Annotated in this window: 21 protein-coding genes and 1 tRNA gene; 4 read left to right on the forward strand and 18 right to left on the reverse strand. The window is 61.2% G+C overall.

The genetic code is table 11. The annotated features are described in order from the left end of the window. Positions 1-271 precede the first annotated feature (271 nt). Together rlmH and rsfS are read right to left on the reverse strand one after the other, a co-directional pair. A complete protein-coding gene (gene rlmH / locus HX899_RS13830) occupies positions 272-754 on the reverse strand; it encodes a 23S rRNA (pseudouridine(1915)-N(3))-methyltransferase RlmH (RefSeq protein ID WP_181292672.1) in 483 nt (160 codons plus the stop codon). Positions 755-871: 117 nt separating this feature from the next. Then, the gene (rsfS, locus tag HX899_RS13835) at positions 872-1,312 is read right to left on the reverse strand and encodes a ribosome silencing factor (protein ID WP_181292790.1); all 441 of its coding nucleotides are present in this window, start codon (positions 1,310-1,312) and stop codon (positions 872-874) included. Positions 1,313-1,524: 212 nt separating this feature from the next. Here rsfS and HX899_RS13840 point away from each other — a divergent pair, with 212 nt between their 5' ends. Continuing rightward, a complete protein-coding gene (locus tag HX899_RS13840) occupies positions 1,525-1,902 on the forward strand; it encodes a winged helix-turn-helix domain-containing protein (protein WP_181292673.1) in 378 nt (125 codons plus the stop codon). On the opposite strand, the gene modC is transcribed toward HX899_RS13840, so the two are convergent. The 7 genes from modC to obgE form a co-directional block, all read right to left on the reverse strand. Then, positions 1,903-2,970 (reverse strand): molybdenum ABC transporter ATP-binding protein, encoded by a 1,068-nt coding sequence (gene modC / locus HX899_RS13845; RefSeq protein ID WP_181292674.1) that lies wholly within the window; start codon positions 2,968-2,970, stop codon positions 1,903-1,905. It lies immediately after the preceding gene. Beyond that, complete coding sequence (modB, locus tag HX899_RS13850; RefSeq protein WP_138389362.1) at positions 2,967-3,668, reverse strand: molybdate ABC transporter permease subunit; 702 nt, start codon at positions 3,666-3,668, stop codon at positions 2,967-2,969. Before modB ends, modC begins: the two co-directional genes overlap by 4 nt. Positions 3,669-4,005: 337 nt before the next feature. Next, positions 4,006-4,797: a molybdate ABC transporter substrate-binding protein gene (gene modA, locus HX899_RS13855; protein ID WP_138331940.1), complete on the reverse strand. Its 792-nt coding sequence runs from the start codon at positions 4,795-4,797 to the stop codon at positions 4,006-4,008. Between the two features lie 524 nt (positions 4,798-5,321). Next, positions 5,322-5,984, reverse strand: a complete 663-nt coding sequence (locus HX899_RS13860) for a nicotinate-nucleotide adenylyltransferase (protein WP_138331939.1) — start codon at positions 5,982-5,984, stop codon at positions 5,322-5,324. Next, on the reverse strand, positions 5,959-7,242 hold the full coding sequence (locus HX899_RS13865; protein ID WP_138331938.1) for a glutamate-5-semialdehyde dehydrogenase: 1,284 nt from the start codon (positions 7,240-7,242) through the stop codon (positions 5,959-5,961). The genes HX899_RS13860 and HX899_RS13865 overlap by 26 nt, the downstream gene beginning before the upstream one ends. After that, positions 7,235-8,404 (reverse strand): glutamate 5-kinase, encoded by a 1,170-nt coding sequence (proB, locus tag HX899_RS13870; protein ID WP_138331937.1) that lies wholly within the window; start codon positions 8,402-8,404, stop codon positions 7,235-7,237. Before proB ends, HX899_RS13865 begins: the two co-directional genes overlap by 8 nt. Further along, the gene (gene obgE / locus HX899_RS13875) at positions 8,391-9,467 is read right to left on the reverse strand and encodes a GTPase ObgE (protein WP_064649458.1); all 1,077 of its coding nucleotides are present in this window, start codon (positions 9,465-9,467) and stop codon (positions 8,391-8,393) included. The genes proB and obgE overlap by 14 nt, the downstream gene beginning before the upstream one ends. An 84-nt stretch (positions 9,468-9,551) precedes the next feature. On the opposite strand from obgE, the gene HX899_RS13880 reads away from it, so the two are divergent. After that, positions 9,552-10,418 carry an endonuclease/exonuclease/phosphatase family protein gene (locus HX899_RS13880; protein ID WP_181292675.1) on the forward strand — a complete coding sequence of 289 codons (867 nt, stop codon included), beginning with the start codon at positions 9,552-9,554 and terminating at the stop codon, positions 10,416-10,418. A 37-nt stretch (positions 10,419-10,455) separates the two neighbouring features. Here the strand turns inward: HX899_RS13880 and HX899_RS13885 are convergent, their stop codons facing one another. The 4 genes from HX899_RS13885 to rplU all read right to left on the reverse strand — a co-directional run bounded on the left by HX899_RS13885 (position 10,456) and on the right by rplU (position 12,444). Then, a complete protein-coding gene (locus tag HX899_RS13885) occupies positions 10,456-11,043 on the reverse strand; it encodes a GNAT family N-acetyltransferase (RefSeq protein ID WP_138331935.1) in 588 nt (195 codons plus the stop codon). Further along, positions 11,040-11,696 carry a GNAT family N-acetyltransferase gene (locus tag HX899_RS13890; protein WP_027668026.1) on the reverse strand — a complete coding sequence of 219 codons (657 nt, stop codon included), beginning with the start codon at positions 11,694-11,696 and terminating at the stop codon, positions 11,040-11,042. The genes HX899_RS13885 and HX899_RS13890 overlap by 4 nt, the downstream gene beginning before the upstream one ends. A 126-nt stretch (positions 11,697-11,822) precedes the next feature. Beyond that, on the reverse strand, positions 11,823-12,092 hold the full coding sequence (gene rpmA, locus HX899_RS13895) for a 50S ribosomal protein L27 (protein ID WP_003543909.1): 270 nt from the start codon (positions 12,090-12,092) through the stop codon (positions 11,823-11,825). A gap of 34 nt (positions 12,093-12,126) precedes the next feature. Then, positions 12,127-12,444: a 50S ribosomal protein L21 gene (rplU, locus tag HX899_RS13900; RefSeq protein WP_003543907.1), complete on the reverse strand. Its 318-nt coding sequence runs from the start codon at positions 12,442-12,444 to the stop codon at positions 12,127-12,129. 304 nt (positions 12,445-12,748) lie between these two features. Between rplU and HX899_RS13905 the strand changes: the two genes are divergently transcribed. Continuing rightward, positions 12,749-12,838, forward strand: a tRNA-Ser gene (locus HX899_RS13905). 142 nt (positions 12,839-12,980) lie between these two features. Here HX899_RS13905 and HX899_RS13910 read toward each other — a convergent pair. The 4 genes from HX899_RS13910 to HX899_RS13925 form a co-directional block, all read right to left on the reverse strand. Further along, positions 12,981-13,121: a hypothetical protein gene (locus HX899_RS13910; protein ID WP_171600144.1), complete on the reverse strand. Its 141-nt coding sequence runs from the start codon at positions 13,119-13,121 to the stop codon at positions 12,981-12,983. After that, the gene (locus HX899_RS13915; RefSeq protein WP_181292676.1) at positions 13,118-14,749 is read right to left on the reverse strand and encodes a glycosyltransferase family 39 protein; all 1,632 of its coding nucleotides are present in this window, start codon (positions 14,747-14,749) and stop codon (positions 13,118-13,120) included. Before HX899_RS13915 ends, HX899_RS13910 begins: the two co-directional genes overlap by 4 nt. A 301-nt stretch (positions 14,750-15,050) precedes the next feature. Continuing rightward, positions 15,051-15,611, reverse strand: coding sequence for a thioredoxin domain-containing protein (locus HX899_RS13920; RefSeq protein WP_129422107.1), 561 nt, complete (start codon positions 15,609-15,611; stop codon positions 15,051-15,053). A 36-nt stretch (positions 15,612-15,647) separates the two neighbouring features. Then, positions 15,648-17,084 carry a DUF6880 family protein gene (locus tag HX899_RS13925; protein ID WP_181292677.1) on the reverse strand — a complete coding sequence of 479 codons (1,437 nt, stop codon included), beginning with the start codon at positions 17,082-17,084 and terminating at the stop codon, positions 15,648-15,650. Between the two features lie 201 nt (positions 17,085-17,285). Here HX899_RS13925 and HX899_RS13930 point away from each other — a divergent pair, with 201 nt between their 5' ends. Continuing rightward, positions 17,286-17,540 carry a DUF2934 domain-containing protein gene (locus tag HX899_RS13930; protein WP_018448355.1) on the forward strand — a complete coding sequence of 85 codons (255 nt, stop codon included), beginning with the start codon at positions 17,286-17,288 and terminating at the stop codon, positions 17,538-17,540. 186 nt (positions 17,541-17,726) lie between these two features. Here HX899_RS13930 and HX899_RS13935 read toward each other — a convergent pair whose 3' ends face one another. Next, positions 17,727-18,371: a ThuA domain-containing protein gene (locus tag HX899_RS13935; protein ID WP_181292678.1), complete on the reverse strand. Its 645-nt coding sequence runs from the start codon at positions 18,369-18,371 to the stop codon at positions 17,727-17,729. Positions 18,372-18,509: the final 138 nt, after the last annotated feature.

Raw genomic sequence — 18,509 nt, forward strand, 5'->3', positions numbered from 1 at the left:
GCCTCGGGCGCGGCATCCTGCGCCCAGACGATGAACGGATCTGCCGATATGACAATCGCCGCCACACCGACGCCGGCGGCGATAGCCGGCAGGATCATGCGGTGTCGCCTGGTGGATGCTCTCGTCATGCGTGTTGGGGCACTTTCTCAAATCGCGCGGAGACTAAGCTGATTTGGTGCGCTTTGCCATAACGTTTGCAGGAGAACGGGCTGCCTAGCAAAACACGGCTGCGTGACATTGCGATTGTCGACGCATCGGGGCCGACGCGGTATCAGACGCGGTGATAGGGGTGGCCGGACAGGATGGTGACGGCGCGATAGAGCTGCTCGGCAATCAGTGCGCGCACGAGCTGGTGCGGCCAGGTCATCTTGCCCAGGCACAGCGTGGCGTCGGCACGGTCGTAAAGCGAGGGATCGAGGCCGTCGGCGCCGCCGATCGCGATGGTCAGCTCGCGTTTGCCCTGGTCGCGATAGGAGCCGAGCAGGTTTGCGAAGGCTTCGCTGTCGAGCGCCTTGCCGCGTTCATCGAGAAGAATGAGGATGCTGCCATCGGCAAGCGATTTGAGAAGCATCGCCGCCTCTTCACGCTTGCGGGTCTCCGCATTGGAGGCACGGCTTTCGGCAACTTCGGCAACGCGGGTCAATTCGAGGCCGACGGCAGGGCCGGCCTTGGCGAAACGGTCGAAATAACGGGCGGCAAGATCCTTTTCCGGGCCGGACTTCAGCCGTCCCACCGCAAAAAGACCTATTCGCATTCATCCGCTCCCGCTCATGCAGCACATCGGGCGCACACCACGCCACCGGCCGGCTTATCTGTTTGCCGGCCAGCCAATGCCACGTCTCAGGCGCCGGACAGAATGCCGGCTTGCCTGTCAGTGCCGTGTTTCATCCATATCCGGAGCCGCCCACATCTTTTCGATGTTGTAGAACTCGCGGATTTCGGGACGGAACACATGCACGATAATGTCACCGGTGTCGATCAGGACCCAATCGCCGCCTTCCTGACCTTCGACGCGGGCCGTACCGAGGCCGTCGTCCTTCAGGTCGGTGAGCAGGTGATCCGAGATCGCCATGACATGCCTGTTCGAGCGGCCGGAGACGACGATCATGTAGTCTCCCAGGGCCGATTTTCCGGCAATGTCGATGGTGACGATATCTTCAGCTTTGGAGTCCTCGAGGCTGGCGAGGACGGTTTCTAGGGCACGGGCGGCGGCATCGGCGCCACGTTCCGCACTCTTCGGGATAACGGCGAGCGTTTTTCCCTTGGCGTGTACTGTTGTCAGTGCTTTCCCTTTCCTGGAATGACAAACTATGCACAACACGAGATCCGATCGAGACCGGATCATGGTTAAGATAGGCATCAAACCATTAATGTTTCAAGACATGCTAAGGTACGGAACGGCCGAAAATCCGATCTACCGTTCGAATTGAAGTATTTGACTGCTCGGGGCGGCCTTGTGCGGGCGGTGTACAGTTTCCATGCCGCAGCGTAAAGTGCGGCAAATTCCACGATCTCCAGATTTCAATGACCGACTCAGCCGCAAAAACACTCGTGCCCGTCCTGCGAATCAGCTTTCCGGACGAGGATCGCCTCGGCCATGGCAAGATGGAACTGCTGGAGCATATCCGCCAGACCGGATCGATCTCGGCGGCTGGGCGGGTGATGGACATGTCCTATCGGCGGGCATGGCTGCTGGTCAGCGAGATGAACCGGATGTTTAACGAGCAGGTGGTGGAATCGCAGCGCGGCGGGCAAAAGGGCGGCGGCGCGGTGCTAACGCCCTTCGGCGAGGAACTGCTCGAGCGTTTCCGTCGGATGGAAAAGACGGTGCGGACCAGCCTTGCGGAGGACCTCGCCTGGCTCGAGGCCAAGCGCAACCTGCAGCAGGGCGAGCGCGGCTGATCAGGCCTCCAGGGCAACCGTCTTGATGACGGCGAAGACCGCCCTTCCCGGTTGAAGATCCAGACGCTCGCAGGACAGCATGGTGATCCGGGAAAGAATGATATCGCCGCCGCAATCGAGCCGGATTTCCACCGTTCCGTCCTCGGTCGACGACATCGCTTCTATCCTTGCTTCCAGGATATTCAGCGCGCTGAGGCCCTCAGGCCTTGCGGTCGCCAGCATGACATCGCGGGAGGGAATGCGGATGCGGACCGATTTGCCGGGCGCAAGGGCCGCACCCGGAATATGGAGTTGACAGGATTTCAGCGCGACCGTCGATAGACGGTGACGCGCATCGAAGCTATCCACCGTGCCTTCCAGCAGTGCGCCCGCTTCCCGCCGGTCGGAGGCGGTGGAGGGGCGGCTCAATATGTCGATAGCGGGGCCCGTCGCTTCCACCTTGCCGTCATGCATGACGACGACTTGGTTGGCCAGCCGTGCCACCTCGGCGATCGAGTGGCTGACATAGACGATCGGGATGTCGGTTTCGTCGCGCAATCGCTCCAGATAAGGCAGGATCTCGGCCTTGCGCGCCTCGTCGAGGGCGGCGAGCGGCTCGTCCATCAGCAGCAGGCGGGGCGAGGAAAGAAGGGCGCGGCCGATGGCGACGCGCTGCTTCTCGCCGCCTGAGAGTTTTGCGGGGCTGCGCTCCAGCAGCGTCTCGATGCCGAGCAGGTCGACGATATGGTCGAAGCTCTCGCCGCGCGCCGTTCTCGCCGCGAACCAGCGGCCATAGAATAGATTGGCGCGAACGCTGAGATGCGGGAAAAGCCGCGCTTCTTGAAAGACATAACCGAAGCGGCGGCGATGTTTTGGGACGAAGAAGCCGGTTTCGGTTTCGGTCAAGGCCTCGCCGTCGAGGACGACGCGGCCTTCGTCCGGGCGGGCGAGGCCGGCGATGATGCGGATCATCGAGGTCTTGCCGGAGCCGGAGCGGCCGAACAGCGCGGTGACGCCCCGCTCGGAGGTGAAGGCGGCATCGAGCGAAAAAGCACCGAGCCTCTGTTTTGCCGCGACGATCAGCGTCATTCCGGGTCGATCCTCCGGCCGGCGAGGCGGGCGAGGAATTCGGAAGCGAGCAGGGCGGCCATGGAAATGACGACCGCGACGAGCGTCAGGCGGAGCGCGCCGGCATCGCCGCCCGGCACCTGGGTGAAGGTGTAGATCGCCGCCGACAGCGTCTGGGTTTCGCCCGGAATGTTGGAGACGAAGGTGATCGTCGCGCCGAATTCACCCATCGCCTTGGCAAAGGAAAGGATCATGCCGGCGATGATGCCGGGCAGGGTCAGCGGCAGGGTGATCGTCAGGAAGACCCAGACAGGGCCGGCGCCGAGCGTTCCGGCCGCTTCTTCCAGCTTCCGGTCGACCGCCTCGATCGACAGGCGGATGCTGCGCACCATCAGCGGAAAGGCCATGACGGCGCAGGCCAAGGCCGCGCCCGTCCAGCGGAAGGAGAGAACAATGCCGAAATATTGGTCGAGCAGGCTGCCGATCGGACCGCGGCGGCCAAACAGGATGAGGAGAAGAAAACCCGTGACGACCGGAGGCAGGATCAGCGGCAGATGAACGACGCCATTCAGCACCGATTTGCCCCAGAAGCGGCCGCGGGCAAGCAGCAGAGCGACGAGGATGCCGAAGGGCAGGCTCGCCAGCATGGCGACGATCGAGACGCGCAGGCTGAGCAGGATCGCCGTCCATTCCTCATTGCTCAAGCCGAAGATATCCAAATGCAGCTGTCTCCCTGGAAAATCCGGTGTCACCCGATGCCTGCCCCTCATCCGCCTGCCGGCACCTTCTCCCCGCTCGCGGGGCGAAGGGGAATAGCCGCAACCCTCTCCGTCCCTCGCCTCGCCAACGTCTCGCTGGGCACGTCCCCTCGCCCCGTTTACGGGGAGAGGGTTAGGGTGAGGGGCAACCATCGGCACGAAGCGGACACCCATTAGCCCTATGCCTGATATCTATCGATGCGGATGCTTAGGACACAAGCCCGAGCATGACGAAACAGTAATTGGCCGACTTTGTTAGCGCTGCGGTCGCCGATTCCGCGATCATCTCGCCCCTCGATCACTTGAGAATGGTGAAACCCTGCGCCGTGAAGAAGGCGGCTGCCTTGTCGGATTTCAGGAAGTCGAGATAGGCTGATGCATCCGGGTTCTTGCTCTCGGCGAGGATTGCGATCGGATAGATGATCGGCGGATGGGAATCGGCGGGGAAGGTGCCGACGATGGCAACACCCTTATCGGCTGCGGCATCCGTCTGGTAGACAATGCCATAAGGCGCTTCGCCGCGCGAAACGAGGGCAAGGGCAGCGCGCACGCTTTCGGCGCCGGCGACCTTGGTTTCGACCGATTTCCAGACGCCGAGCTTTTCGAGCGCGGCCATGCCGTATTTACCGGCTGGAACCGATTTCGGCTCACCCATGGCAAGCCTGCCGTCACCCAAAAGGCCGGCAAGATCGAAGCCTTGCTTGATCTCGACCGGTTTTGCCTTGTCCTTTTCGGCAACGAGCACGATGCGGTTGCCGAGCAGGTTGGAACGGGTATCGGCCTTGATCAGGTTCTTCTTGGCGACGTAATCCATCCAGTCGAGGTCGGCCGAGATGAAAATATCGGCGGGGGCCGCGTTTTCGATCTGCTTGGCCAGCGCGCCGCTCGCCGCATAGGAGGTGACGGCGTCCTTGCCGCTTTCCTTCGTCCAGGCGGCATTGGCGGCGTCGAGTGCATCCTTGAGGCTCGCCGCCGCAAAGACGGTGAGTTTTTCGGCTGCGGCGGCAGGCGCCGGAAGCGCTGCTGCGCCAAGCCAGAAGGCCATGATCGCGGCGGTTGCCAGTTTCATCCATCGGCGGCGGTTTTGCATGATTCATTCCCGGAGTTCGAAATATTGAGACGAATATAACGGGCGAGGCATCTTGGCTAGGGATATATCCAGGAAAATATAACCGTATTGGACTGCGGTGTCCGCAACGACCATGGTTACGCGTTGTCGAAGTGCATGGCTTGAGCCGCAGCGTGAGATCCATAGGGTTGAAATACTTGAGCGACAGGTTGGCAAACCGCAGGGACTCCCGGCGGCAGAGCATGCTCCGTCGATTTCTGCCAAGAAAAACGGCAATGCCAAAGCCATGAGGCTGCGCAGGATTGCACGCGATGCATTGCTGCAATGCACCAATCGATATTCATCTTCCTGCGAAATATGCTACAACACACTCATCGAAACGGCTTCTCCTCCTCCCATAGCCGTTCGGTAGGATCGACAACACTCCTCCTCCCAGTTGTCGATCGAGTTTATAAGCCCGACGGATCCTCCCCCGTCGGGCTTTCTCGTTTTCGGGATCTTCTGAAATCAGGCCAGCGCATGCGTCTTGCTGGGCGCGCGGCGCTCTATTCAGCGTCGCTGTGCGACGAGCCGTTGCGGATTGCCGTCGAGCTCAGGCCGGAGCGCGGTCCGTGGATGAAGGTCCAGGCCGGGGCACGTTTCTTCCAGAGAACACGGGCATCGTCCTCGTCGACACGGGCGAAATCGAAGGTCCTGGCCATTTTCGAGGAGAGGAAGGACAGCGTCGCGCCCGGCCGGTCGATCACCGCGATCGGGAAGGTGCGGGCAATCTCCTGCCATTTCTGCCATTTATGAAAGGTCTGCAGGCTGTCTGCGCCCATGATCCAGATGAAATGCACATGCGGATTGCGGGCCTTGACGCGGGCAAGCGTGTTGGCGGTGTAGCTGGTGCCGAGCGTCTGTTCGAAGGCGGTGACCTTGATGCGGGGATCGGGGGCAACATGCTCGCTTTCGGCAATGCGCTCGGCAAGCGGTGCGAGCTGGTTGCGGCTCTTCAGCGGATTGCCGGGGGTGACCATCCACCAGAGCTGGTCGAGGCCGAGACGCTTGATGGCGATCTCGGCGACGAGCGCGTGGCCCTGATGCGGCGGATTGAACGAACCGCCGAACAGACCGACGACCATGCCGCGCTCGCTGTGCGGCATGCGGAGATAGTGCCGGTCCACATTCTCGGTCGTCACGTCAGGGCCGCGTCTGTCCGGCACCATGCACCCGATATTTGAAGGAGGTGAGCTGTTCGACGCCGACGGGGCCGCGGGCATGCATCTTGCCGGTGGCGATGCCGATTTCCGCACCCATGCCGAACTCGCCGCCATCGGCAAACTGCGTCGAGGCATTGTGCAGCAGGATCGCCGAATCGACCTCGGTGAAGAAACGCGCGACGACGTCAGGGTCCTCGGCGATGACCGCCTCGGTGTGGTTCGAGGAATATGTCTGGATATGGGCGATGGCGCCCGATATGCCGTCGACGACGGCAACCGAAATGATCGCATCGAGATATTCGGTCGACCAGTCCTCCTCGGTCGCGGGCTTCATGCCGGGTGCAACCTTCAGCACCGTTGGCGAAGCACGGACCTCGCAGCCGGCCTCTGTCAGAATCTCGAGCAGCGGCGTCAGATGCGTGCCGATCGCAGCACCATCGACGAGCAGGGTTTCGACTGCGCCGCAGATGCCGGTGCGGCGCATCTTGGCGTTGACGATGATCTTTTTCGCCATTTCGATATCGGCCGAGGCATCGACATAGATGTGGCAAAGGCCTTCGAGATGGGCAAAAACCGGCACGCGGGCCTCGCTCTGCACGCGGGCAACCAGGCTCTTGCCGCCGCGCGGCACGATGACGTCGATCGCGCCGTCCAAGCCGCGCAGCATGGCGCCGACGGCAGCGCGGTCGGTGACCGGCACGAGCTGGATAGCATGCTCTGGAAGTCCCGCCGCCTTCAGGCCTTCGACCAGGCAGGCATGGATAGCCTGCGATGAACGGCGCGAATCCGAGCCGCAACGCAGGATGACGGCATTGCCCGCCTTGAGGCAGAGGGCGCCGGCATCGGCGGTGACGTTCGGCCGGCTTTCGAAGATCACGCCGATGACGCCGAGCGGCGTACGGACGCGCTCGATCTTCAGGCCGTTCGGCCGGTCCCAGGCAGCGATGACTTCGCCGACCGGATCGGAAAGGGCGGCGATGGCGCGGATTCCCTCGGCCATTTCGGCGATGCGCTTGTCGTTCAGCGTCAGCCGGTCGACGAAGGAAGCGAGCATCTCGGTGCCTTCGATGTCCTTCAGGTCCTTGGCGTTCTCGGCAAGAATCTGCGCCTTGTTCGCCAGGATCGCATCGGCCATGGCATTCAGCGCGCTGTTCTTCGCCTCGGTGGACGCAAAGCCCAGCGGTCGTGCGGCAGCCTTTGCCTTGCGGCCGATGTCGTTCATCAGCACGTCAATGTCAGGGCCCGGCGCAACGGTATCAAGCATAGCTCGCGTCCTTCTTCTGCCTTTCCGATTTCGAACCGACCTGCGCGGTCATCACCATGTCGTCGCGATGGACCATGGCGGCGCGCCCGGCATAGCCGAGAATGGCCTCGATCTCTGCCGACTTGCGGCCGGCAATGCGACGGGCGTCGTCGGCATCGTAGCTTACCAGACCGCGGGCGATCTCGCGGCCGGCCGGACCGATGATCGCCACCGTGTCGCCGCGGCTGAAGAGGCCGGAAACGCTGCGAACGCCAGCAGGAAGCAGGCTCTTGCCGGCCCCGAGGGCTGCGACGGCGCCGTCGTCGACATGCAGTTCGCCGGCCGGCTGCAGCTGCCCGGCAATCCAGGTCTTGCGGGCGGTCACGGGTGTGCCCGATGGCGCGAACCAGGAGGAACGCGCGCCGTTTTCGATCGCCGACAGAGGGTTGTCGGTCTTGCCGGAGGCGATGATCATGGCGCAGCCTGATGCGGTCGCAATCTTGCCGGCATCGATCTTGGTGCGCATGCCGCCGCGCGAAAGCTCGGAGGCCGCACCTCCGGCCATCGCCTCGATCTCCGGGGTGATTGCGGCAATCGTTTCGAGGAACGTCGCGTTCGCATCGAGATGCGGCGGCGCGGTGTAGAGGCCGTCGATGTCGGAGAGAAGAATGAGCAGATCGGCGCCGGTCATCGTCGCGACGCGGGCGGCCAGCCGGTCGTTGTCGCCATAGCGGATCTCGCTGGTGGCGACGGTGTCGTTCTCGTTGATGATCGGCACGGCGCCGATCTTCAAAAGCTGATTGATGGTGGCGCGCGCATTGAGATAACGGCGGCGCTCCTCGGTATCGCCGAGCGTCAGCAGGATCTGGCCGGCGACGATCTCGTCGCGCGACAGGCTTTCCGACCAGGCGCGCGCCAGCGCAATCTGGCCGACGGCGGCCGCCGCCTGGCTTTCCTCGAGCTTGAGCGCACCTGACGGCAGGTCGAGCACCGAGCGGCCGAGCGCGATTGCGCCCGAGGAGACGACGAGCACATCGATGCCCTTGGCCTTCAGGCCTGAGATATCGGCGCACATGGCGTCGAGCCAGGCCTTCTTCAGCCCGGCCTTGCGGTCGACTAGAAGCGCGGATCCGATCTTGATGACGATGCGGCGGTAGCGGCCAAGCGGCTTACGGCTGGTCATCGTCCTCGCCCTCATCGGTGACGACCATGTCGCGATGGCGCAGCTTCGGCACCTTGGCCGGCTTTTCTTCGGTATTGGCCTCGACGATGATGTCGCGCAGCGCACGCAGCACCTCGGTCATGCCCTTGCCAGTGACGGCCGAAATCTGGAACGGCGTCTTGCCGCAGGCCTTGGCCAATTCCTTGGTCTTCTTCTTCAGTTCGGCATCGTCGAGCACGTCGATCTGCGACAGCGCCACGATCTCGGCCTTGTCGGTCAGATCGTTTCCATAGGCTTCGAGTTCGTGTTTGACCGTCTTATACGCCTTGCCGACCTTTTCCTCCTGGGCGGAGATGAGGTGGAGCAGCACGCGGGTGCGCTCGACATGGCCGAGGAAACGGTCGCCGATGCCGACACCTTCATGGGCGCCTTCGATCAGGCCCGGAATATCGGCAAGGATGAATTCGCGCTCGTCGATGGTGGCAACACCGAGATTGGGATGCAGCGTGGTGAAGGGATAGTTGGCGATCTTCGGCCGGGCCCGGGTGACTGATGCCAGGAAGGTCGACTTGCCGGCATTCGGCATGCCGACGAGGCCGGCATCGGCAATCAGCTTCAGGCGTAGCCAGATGGTCTTTTCCTCGCCGGGCAGACCGGGATTGGCCCAATCCGGCGCCTGGTTGGTCGAAGTCTTGAAATGGGCGTTGCCAAAGCCGCCATTGCCGCCATGGGCAAGGCAGTAACGCTGGCCTTCGACGGTCAGGTCGCAGATCAGCGTTTCCTGATCTTCCTCGAAGATCTGGGTGCCCACGGGAACCTTCAACGTCACGTCGCTTCCATTGGCGCCGGTGCGGTTCCTGCCCATGCCATGGGTGCCGATCGTCGCCTTGAAATGCTGCTGAAAGCGGAAATCGATCAGCGTGTTCAGGCCGTTGACGGTCTCGACCCAGACGTCGCCGCCGCGTCCGCCGTCGCCGCCATCCGGGCCGCCGAACTCAATGAATTTCTCGCGTCGGAAGGAAACGCTGCCGCCGCCGCCGTCCCCGGACTTGATATAGACCTTTGCTTCGTCGAGAAATTTCATTTTACTTCCAATATTCAGTGGCAGTTGGACGGCCCGTCTTGGCCCATTCGATATAGGCGGTTCCGACGGAGGTCAAAGATTATCGTGAATTTTGCGAGCTATAACATACAGTACGGCTTCGGTCTCGACGGCAGATACGATCTGGCGCGCATTGCCCGAAGTCTCGAGGGAGCCGATGTCATCGCGCTGCAGGAGGTGACTCGTGGCTTCTCGCGCAACGGTTTTGCCGACATGGCCGCCGATGTTGCAGCCTTCTTTCCCGACTATTTCTGGGTGTATGGGCCGGCTTGCGACATGCATGTCGAAGCTGATGAAGGCGGGCTGCAGCCGGTGGCGGGCACCCGTTTCCAGTTCGGCAACATGGTGCTGTCGCGCTGGCCTGTTGTCTCGACCCGAACGCTGCTTCTGCCGCGCAGCCGGACGATCGGCAAGATCAACCTGCAGCGCGGCGCAACCGAGGCGGTGATCGACGCACCCGGCGGTGCGATCCGCGTCTACTCCGTGCATCTCGACCATGTCTCCGCCGACGAGCGCATCCGCCAACTGCAATTCTTGAACGCGCATATCAATGCCTTCGTCCAGGAGGGTGGGTCGCTGACAGGGGGTAGTGAATTCGACCTGCCGGAGCCGCCGCTGCCGGAGGATTATGTCATCATGGGTGATTTCAACATGGAGCCGGAATCGCGGGAATATTGCGCGCTTGCTGGGGCTGGCAGCGGATATTACGGCCGTGTGGCAAGGATCGGCACGCCGGTCGACGCCTTTGCGGCGCTGGAGGCTTACTCTCCGGAGAGCTACAGCTGGATGGATCCTGAAGATCACGGCAAACGCATGCATCTCGATTATTGCTTCGTCAGTTGCGGCCTGCAAAGCCGGTTGAAATCCGCCCGGATGGATACGCGATCCGTCGGTTCCGACCATTTCCCTCTATGGGTCGAGATCGGTGATTGATGGAGACGCCGCCAGTGCGGCGACGTCTCGAGTTTGATCAGGCGACCTTTCGCGGCTGCAGCGTGCCCGGCTGCAGCACGGTCTCGATGTGCGACACCATGGTGTTGCGGGCGAAACAGTAGATTTCGCCGCAACCCGTCATGCGGAAACCGAGCTTCTCCTGCAGTCGCAGCGAAGCCGGGTTGTCGGCGAAGACGCCGGAATGGACCGGCGTCTCCGGCATGCGGCGCGAGAAGCGCTCGATGATCGCTGCCACCGCTTCGCTCATATAGCCGCGCCGCCAGTAGTAGCGGTTCAGCCAGTAGCCGAGGTGCCAGCGACCGTGGCGCAACTCGATCGAGACGTTGCCGATATGGACATCGTCCTTGCCGGTGATCGCCAGCGGCCAATCGGGCAGGGTGCCCGAGGTGACCGGGATCAGCCAGTCCAGCGCATCCTGCCGATCGAACGGCGCGGGTACGCGGGACAGCATGCGCGTGACCGCGAAATCGGAAAGCGATTCCGCGATATCAGGCGCATCGCTCAGCCTGTGGGGGCGGAGCGTCAGCCGGGCGGTCGAGATAACCGGCGCGGGGCCGGGCATCATCGGCTTGACCTCTGGCCTTTGCAGCGCAGTCGTGCTCATGCGATGTTCCCCCAGCTTCTGAGAGACATCCAGGTCTTGCGGTCGAGCCTGTACCATTCGACCGGCACGTTGCTGCCGAGCGCCAGCGAGGCGGCGAGCCCCGAACCCTGGAACTGGAAGCCGCACTTCTGGATGACGCGGCGCGAGGCGACATTCATTACCCGGCAACGGGCGTCGATCTGATCGACGTCCTGACGGGTCCTGAACACCATATCGACCAGGGCATGGCAGGCCTCGGTCGTATAACCCTTGTTCCAATAGGGCTCGCCCAGCCAATAGCCGATCTCGACGGTCTTGCCGTCTGTCTGCGGCTCCACACCGCAGCAGCCGATAAAGGCGCCATTTTCGGCCTTGGTGATCGCATAGACGCACTTGCCAATCTCGCCATTTTTCGTGCGACGCACGAAGTCGGCAGCATCATCGGCGGTATAGGGGTGCGGCATACGCGATACCATGGTGGCGACTTTGGCGTTATTGGCGAGATGGGCAAGGGCGTCGATGTCTTCTTCGTGGGGCGCGCGCATGACGAGCCTTTCCGATAACAAGACAGGGCAATCGGTCCTTAACCGTTCCGGCCTCAGCCGCTCCGTGGAAGACCGCTGGTCTTCCCGGGGAGACCGTGATTGGTCTACCCTTAACAATTCGCCTTGCATGGTTCAGTCCTCCTTGAGGGGTAAAGAAAAAGGGGAGATGGCGCCCCATCTCCCCTGTTTTCTAGACTGAACCTGATACGGCCAGCCGGGTCGATGAGACGCCGGCTGTTTTTGAGCGCTACCGGCTTATTCCGCTGCTTCCGCTTTCGGCATGACAGACACGTAGACGCGACCGTTGGCCTTGGTTCGGTAGTTCACATTGCCGGCGGTAAGCGCAAAAATCGTGTGATCCTTGCCGAGGCCGACGTTGGAACCCGGATGCCACTCAGTACCGCGCTGACGCACGATGATGTTGCCTGCAATGACGGCTTCGCCGCCGAACTTCTTCACGCCAAGGCGCTTGGACTGAGAATCGCGACCGTTGCGCGATGAACCGCCAGCTTTTTTGTGTGCCATTGGAGTTCTCCTTTAAAACCTTGTCTCGTTGATCTTACTTGGCAGCCACGATGTCCGTGATACGGACGACCGTGTGATGCTGACGATGGCCGCGCGAACGCTTCGAATTCTGACGGCGGCGCTTCTTGAAGGCGATGACCTTCTTGCCGCGGTTCTGTTCGACGACTTCTGCCTTGACAGAGGCGCCGGTTACGAAGGGCGCACCGATCGCAGCGTCGGCGCCTTCGCCGATCACGAGCACTTCGGTGAATTCAATGGAGTCGCCAGCGGTGGCTTCCAGCTTTTCGATGGTCAGCACGTCGTTGGCTGCCACACGGTACTGTTTACCGCCGGTCTTGATGACTGCGAACATTTTTTATCCTTTCATGTTCGTTCCAGCGCTCCCCGCTAATTGAGCAGGTGGCTGTCTTTTTATCAGTCGAAGTTAAGCAGGGATTTCAGAGGTCTAATCCTCGAACTCTTCCTGCCGGTGAAGCCCCGCGCGAGCGCGGGACGGCCAAGGCGCGGATTTCTCCAAACCTATTGCGCAGTCGAGATACGCGAGTGACAAAAAGGTGTCAAGGCAAAAGGATGGAATGCTTCGACTTTTCGGCTTGCCAGCCTGTCATTTGCCCGTTATGAGAACGCCCGCGCCGAACAAGCGCCGACCAGACCGCGGAGAGGTGGCAGAGTGGTCGAATGCACCGCACTCGAAATGCGGCATACCTGCAAGGGTATCGTGGGTTCAAATCCCACCCTCTCCGCCATTGGCCTTCGACCGTAATGGGTGTTCGCGTCCTCCTGCTATTTTTCGATCTTTCGGCGAAGCCTGCGTAGAACTGGACGTCGAGATTGGCCGTCTCCTTGACCATCTGCGCAGACACTCCGCGCGGGCTCAAGCCGCGGTCGTCAGAGCCATATGCTGCAGCCCGGCTGCTTGAGGTGAGCGGTGCGCGACCGATTGCGGCCGGCGCCGAAACGGCCGTGCACCAGGTCGCGAAACTCGTCGCAGACGCGCAGCGCACCCAACCAGACTGTCGCGGCTCTCATGGACGGGTGATCCTATAGATCAGCAAATTATTCAAATCCACAAGCTTGGTTGCAGTCCTGTCAAGATGGTCGATAACCCCATCATGATGCTCGATGAACAGCCGGCCGTCCTTGTCGGCGGCGTTCTTGGCCACGCCGAACAAATCCGCGCCCTGCGCGCGCAGTTCCTCGAGTTGCGCGATCGCGGTGGCGTCATCCTCAACGAATTTCGACCATTCGGCATCGCCTCCGCCAGGCGGGAACACCCAGCCGCGCGCCCTGCTGTAGTAGACTGCGACGGGATCGCCGACCTCGGGCGCGATGGCGACGACAAGGTCGCTCGGTTGCGCCAACCGCGCCAGTTCCTCGCCAAGCAGTTTGCCGTTCATGGCGATTGGCTTCTTCATCGTCCTGACGAGGGGAACGGTCGACCAGGCAAGCGTGAGGGCCACGATGCAGATCGAGCGAAGCACAACCGACGGCGTTAGAATGGTTCTCGATGCAAGCGTTGCCAGAAGAAGCGCGCCGTGGCCGCAGAACATAGCAACCGGCACATGGAAGATGTGGAGATTCCACACATTGCTGGTGATCTCGCCCGCCGCCGCCAGATAGATGATCAGGGCCGCAGCCAGCCACACATAAGGAATGGCCGAAAGGGTGCGTTGCTTCGGGTCTTCGGCGGGGCTGGGCGGTAGCCACAAGCCGACCGCGAGCAGCACCATGAACGGATAGCCGTAGAACCACAAAACCGAGGTGTTCCATACGGATTTGAAGTAGAAGCTGTTCCTGTAGTATGTCCAGAAGCCGAAATCCCAGATATAGCCGCCGGTGCCGGCGATATGAAACGGCGGATAGCTGCGGCCGAGATAAATCGCCCAGCTGAAATAAGCGCCAATGATGGCCAGGCTCAAAAGCCCCGACAGGAAGACCCAAGTCGCGTGCTTTCCTTTACTTTCCAGAATCCAACAGACCATCAGATAGAAGATGACAGCGCCGGCCGCGATGCCGGGTGGCTTTGACAGCACGCCGAGCGAGAAGCTGACCGTGGCGAGCGGCAAGAGCCAGCCGCTGCCGCCGGCCCAGTATTTGGCGAACAGCCAGACACCAAGAGTGATCAAGGCCAGCATAGCGGGATCGGGAAGAAACGAACTGTCGATCATGATCGCCGCCGGCATCAGCGCGTAGGCCAGTGCCGCCGCGTGGGCGTGCATCTCATTCCAGCATAGCGCCGTTAGCCTGTGGAGCGAAAATACTGTCACCAGACCGAAGGAGGCAGCAACCGCGCGGCCGAACCAGTCGTGCCAGCCGAAGAGTTGGTAGAGCAAGGCGGTCAGATAGCTGACGATCTGAAACTCGCGGCCCTGATAGCTTGGCCCGGGTCCGGTCCAGCTGACCTCTGGAAAAAAGATGTTCCAGCTGCGCTGCTGGAAATTGTCGGCCATCATTGCGGTGCTTATCTCGCGCCAGCTGAAGCTGTCGACCAGCGGCAAGGTGATCTTATGGAACCTGAAGATGATGGCAATACACAGGATCCCCAGCAAGATCACCGTGTTGAGGCTAGGGTAATTGCGAGCAGCCATGTCCCAGTCGCTCGTCTGCTGCTGACATTGCTGACCTTCGGCCCGATTCAATTTCGGGTCGTCGTTCATCTGAACTGTGTCCTTCCCACTGACGCCGGACACGGCGCGATACGCGCCGGCATCGAATCGAGAGGAAGATGAGGCTGAGCGGAATTTCGCCGCCGGCGCGGTCGGCTGCGGGGCGGCTCGTAGGCTTCACCGAGCAGTAGCTTCGAAGGCTTGCGGGGCGGCTTTGTCATGACGGCAGTTCATCAGCAATGCCTTAAAAAGCAATTAGCCCAGATTCATTACCGACTCCATCCGCCATGCGAACACAATAAGGGCATCGGCAAGACGACTCAGCTTGATAGTCTCAGGCACACGGCCAGCGTCAATTGCCCCGCGCCTTCTTCACCCAGGCGCCAACCTCATCGCCGCTGCTCATGTCGGGCTGCACCAGTCCGTCGATCATGAAAGTCGGCGAGACATGGATGCCGTTCTGCCTGGCATATTTGCAGTGCCACTTGATCTCCCGGTCGAGATCCGGGATTGCGAAGGCTTCTTTCAGCTTGATGCCGCTGTAGCCTTCCAGGCGCTCGATGATCTGGTTCGGCGTGACGTTCATATTCGGGCCGCCGGCATGGCGTTCAAACTCGAACTCCTCGCGATGGGCGGCGATGGCAGCCATCACCTTCTTTGCAGTTTCCTTGCCGCCTTCCAGAGTCGAAGCTGCGATGATGCAGCGGACGAGGACGCCGGAATACATGTGCCAGGGTTGCGACTGCAGGCGGATCTTCACGGTGATCTTGTCTTCGCCGGCCTGGCTCAGCAGTTCGTCGAACTTGTTAAACGCTCTGACCGAATAGGGGCAAGTCGGCTCCAGGAAAGCTTCGAAGATGCGGGGCCCGGTTCCCCAGGTGAGCGGATCGGCGTGCCAGGAAGTGGTCGTCATGGGATTCCTCTCTGAAGGTAAGGTATCGGGAGAAACTTAGGTCACCAGGCTCCAGAAGCCATGCTTCTTGCCGTGCCGACGTTTGAGTTCCGCGACATAGATGTCATGGGGTCTGGTGTTGCCGAAGTCATCGATATGAGGCGCAAGCGACGCGCAGTCCGCGAGATGCCTCGCCGCATGCTTATGGCGGCTGGACCGGCCGCTATCGAGCGTGAAATCGATCATGGAGCGCAAGACGATGGTTGCCGCAAGCGGATGTTTCTCTGCCAGAGCTTCGGCCGCCGCCGGCATCAACTCATAGAGATCGCCGTTCAGTTCCGCCTTCCGCCTCATCACGAGTTTCGCTGCCTCGGCAGGTGCCGTCCAATTCAGGAAAAATGTAAGTGCTTGGTGGACGTCCGGGAAAGCCTGGGCATAAGCGAATGCCTTCTCCTCCGCCTCCAGATCGTCGAAGTCCGGCAGTCGCTTGAGGAAAGCCTTCAGGTGCTCGCCATGCAGCGACTGCTCGAAACAAGTCCATCTGTAGGTTTGGGCCTCCTCGGTGCGCCCCAGGGTCTCGAGCGTCTCGACGCGCGCGAGCTGCCATTCGAATGGCATGTCGGCCTGGCCTTTTGTATCGACCTCATTCAGCGCCTCAAGTGCTTCCTTCGCCCGGCCGGCCGAGACCAGACGATTGGCGATGTCGGCCGCAATCATCGGCATCTTGCGCGTTTTCTCGGATTGCTGCGCGATGTAGGCATCAACATCGCCCTGGGCGTCGGCAATTTCCTGCAAGGCTATGCGCACCGTCAGATCTCGCTGAGTGCCGTAAATCTCATCTTCGTAAAGGGGGCCTCCGCTGCCCCAGCCGATGATCTCGCGCTTGTCTTCCGTCGGCTTGTCTTTCGGCTCCTTGGACCATTGGACGAAGAGGGTTTTCAGGCAATCGAGACCATCCTTGCCGAGAGCTGGCGCCATCGCCGCAATCAGGTTGTCGTACTGGCCGTAACCATCGTCTTGCACGGCTTTGAACACCTTCTCGGCCAGGACATTGGAGTCGATCTTGGCGGACGCGGCGATTGCGGCAGCATCCTCGCAAGCCTGATGAAAACTTTGGATGAGAGAACCGCTGCTCTCGTTGGATCTCTCAAAGATCGAATTCGCCAATGCGAGGAACTGCCATATCAGTTCGAAAGCTTCTTGGGGATCATCGGCGGCAACGGTCTCTGCGATCGTTTTGCGCTGCGTTTCCAAATCGCTCTTCAGCGCCTTGACTTTGCGCCAGTTGATGACGGTGCGAGCCCGGGCAATGCTCGCAAGCCGCTTTCGCACCTCACGCGCCACTTCGGCGCCGCCGTGATTGCCGGCAAGCTCCATTCGAAGCCGTCGCTTGTGGGCGGCACTGCCCATGCTGACCTCGATCAGCAGCTCGGCGAGGCGTTGCGCTCCAAGGGATTCGAGATTTTTCGCATTGAGTGTCGTCTTGGCTGCCATCGGTGATCGCTGTCGTTTCTGCGGGTGACCCTACCCCGGGGGCAGTACGAGGCCAAGCTCCTGGAATGTATGCACAGGATAATCCTTCGGCACCTCGCTATTAGCTAAAAACTAACGCTGCCTCGTAACGACTCCTAAAGCCGGTTTTGGCACCTTGTTGCCTGTCGAATATTGCTTCCAAATTTCTCGCTGGGGTTGATTATGAGTCATAATAAAGACGCCTGGGTCAGCCAGCGCGCTTATTCGTTGTGGGAATCGGAAGGCAGGCCGGATGGGCGCGGGGAAAGCCATTGGGCGCAGGCGTTGAGGGAGTTCGAGCAGCTTGAGCTGACGAAGGCCTCGCCTGATGGAAACGATCTCATCGAGAAGCTGAAAGCAGCCGGGCGGCTGATGCGGATCTATGACGAGGCGGCGCCCGCCGTCGAGAACGACCGACAGATCAAAGCGGCTCGCTAGGCGTATTTATCAATCCCTGGGTTGCCGAAATATTCAGCGGCATTCCAGGCGGACGACGGTCTTGCCGGCAGGCGCCTTCACTTCGACGAAACCGGCATCCAGAAACATCGATAGCCCAATCAGGCGAGGCTGCCCGACGGCTGCCGCCGTCGGTCGGCATTCGCCTGCATACGGCTCGTCCCGACGCTACTGGCGTGCGGCCCAGCTCAGGCCCCGTCGCAGGATGAGCGGCATATAGGGATGGTCGAATTCGGCTGCGACATGGCCGAGGGCGGAATAGAAGATGCGGCCGGCACCGAAATGACGCTTGAAGACGACGGGCATCACGACATTGCGGGCTGCCGGATCGTAGGCGCCGGTGAAGGTGGTGGTCGCAAGGACTTCGACGGTCGGATCGTAATGGAGATAATATTGCTCCGAACGATAGTCGAAATCGGGAATGCCCTCCATGACGGGATCGTCCTGGCGGGTGACGGCGACGCGGAAGTCGATGATATTACCGGGATGGGCGACCCAGGTGACGCCGGAGACATAGCGGAAAGGCGCGCTTTCCTTGAAGGAAGTGGCAAGCGTGCCGTGATGGCCGGCAAGCCCGAGCCCGCCACGCACGGCTTCGACGAGGGCAGCGGCATGCTCCTTCTCAAGCTTTTCACCGGTGATGATCGGCACCAGCAGATCGGCTTTCGCCAGCGTCGGAGATCCGAACGCCCCGAGATCGCCGGTCACCTCGACCGTAAAATCGTCCTCGCGCAAGAGATCGGCGACGATATAGGCACATTGCTCCGGCTCATGGCCTTGCCAGCCGCCCCAAACGACCAATGCCTTCCTCATTCGCGCTCTCCCTGCCTGATGGTTGCAGACCGTTGATCATCACATGGTGGTGCAAGCCCCTTAGATCTGGCGGCTATGCAAATCACGCGAATAATTCATGTTTCTTCCTGATCCGGCACAAATTGCGCAGGCGGCGTA

It is taken from the genome of Rhizobium sp. WYCCWR 11146, from assembly GCF_013591995.1.
Taxonomy (GTDB): Bacteria; Pseudomonadota; Alphaproteobacteria; order Rhizobiales; family Rhizobiaceae; genus Rhizobium; species Rhizobium indicum.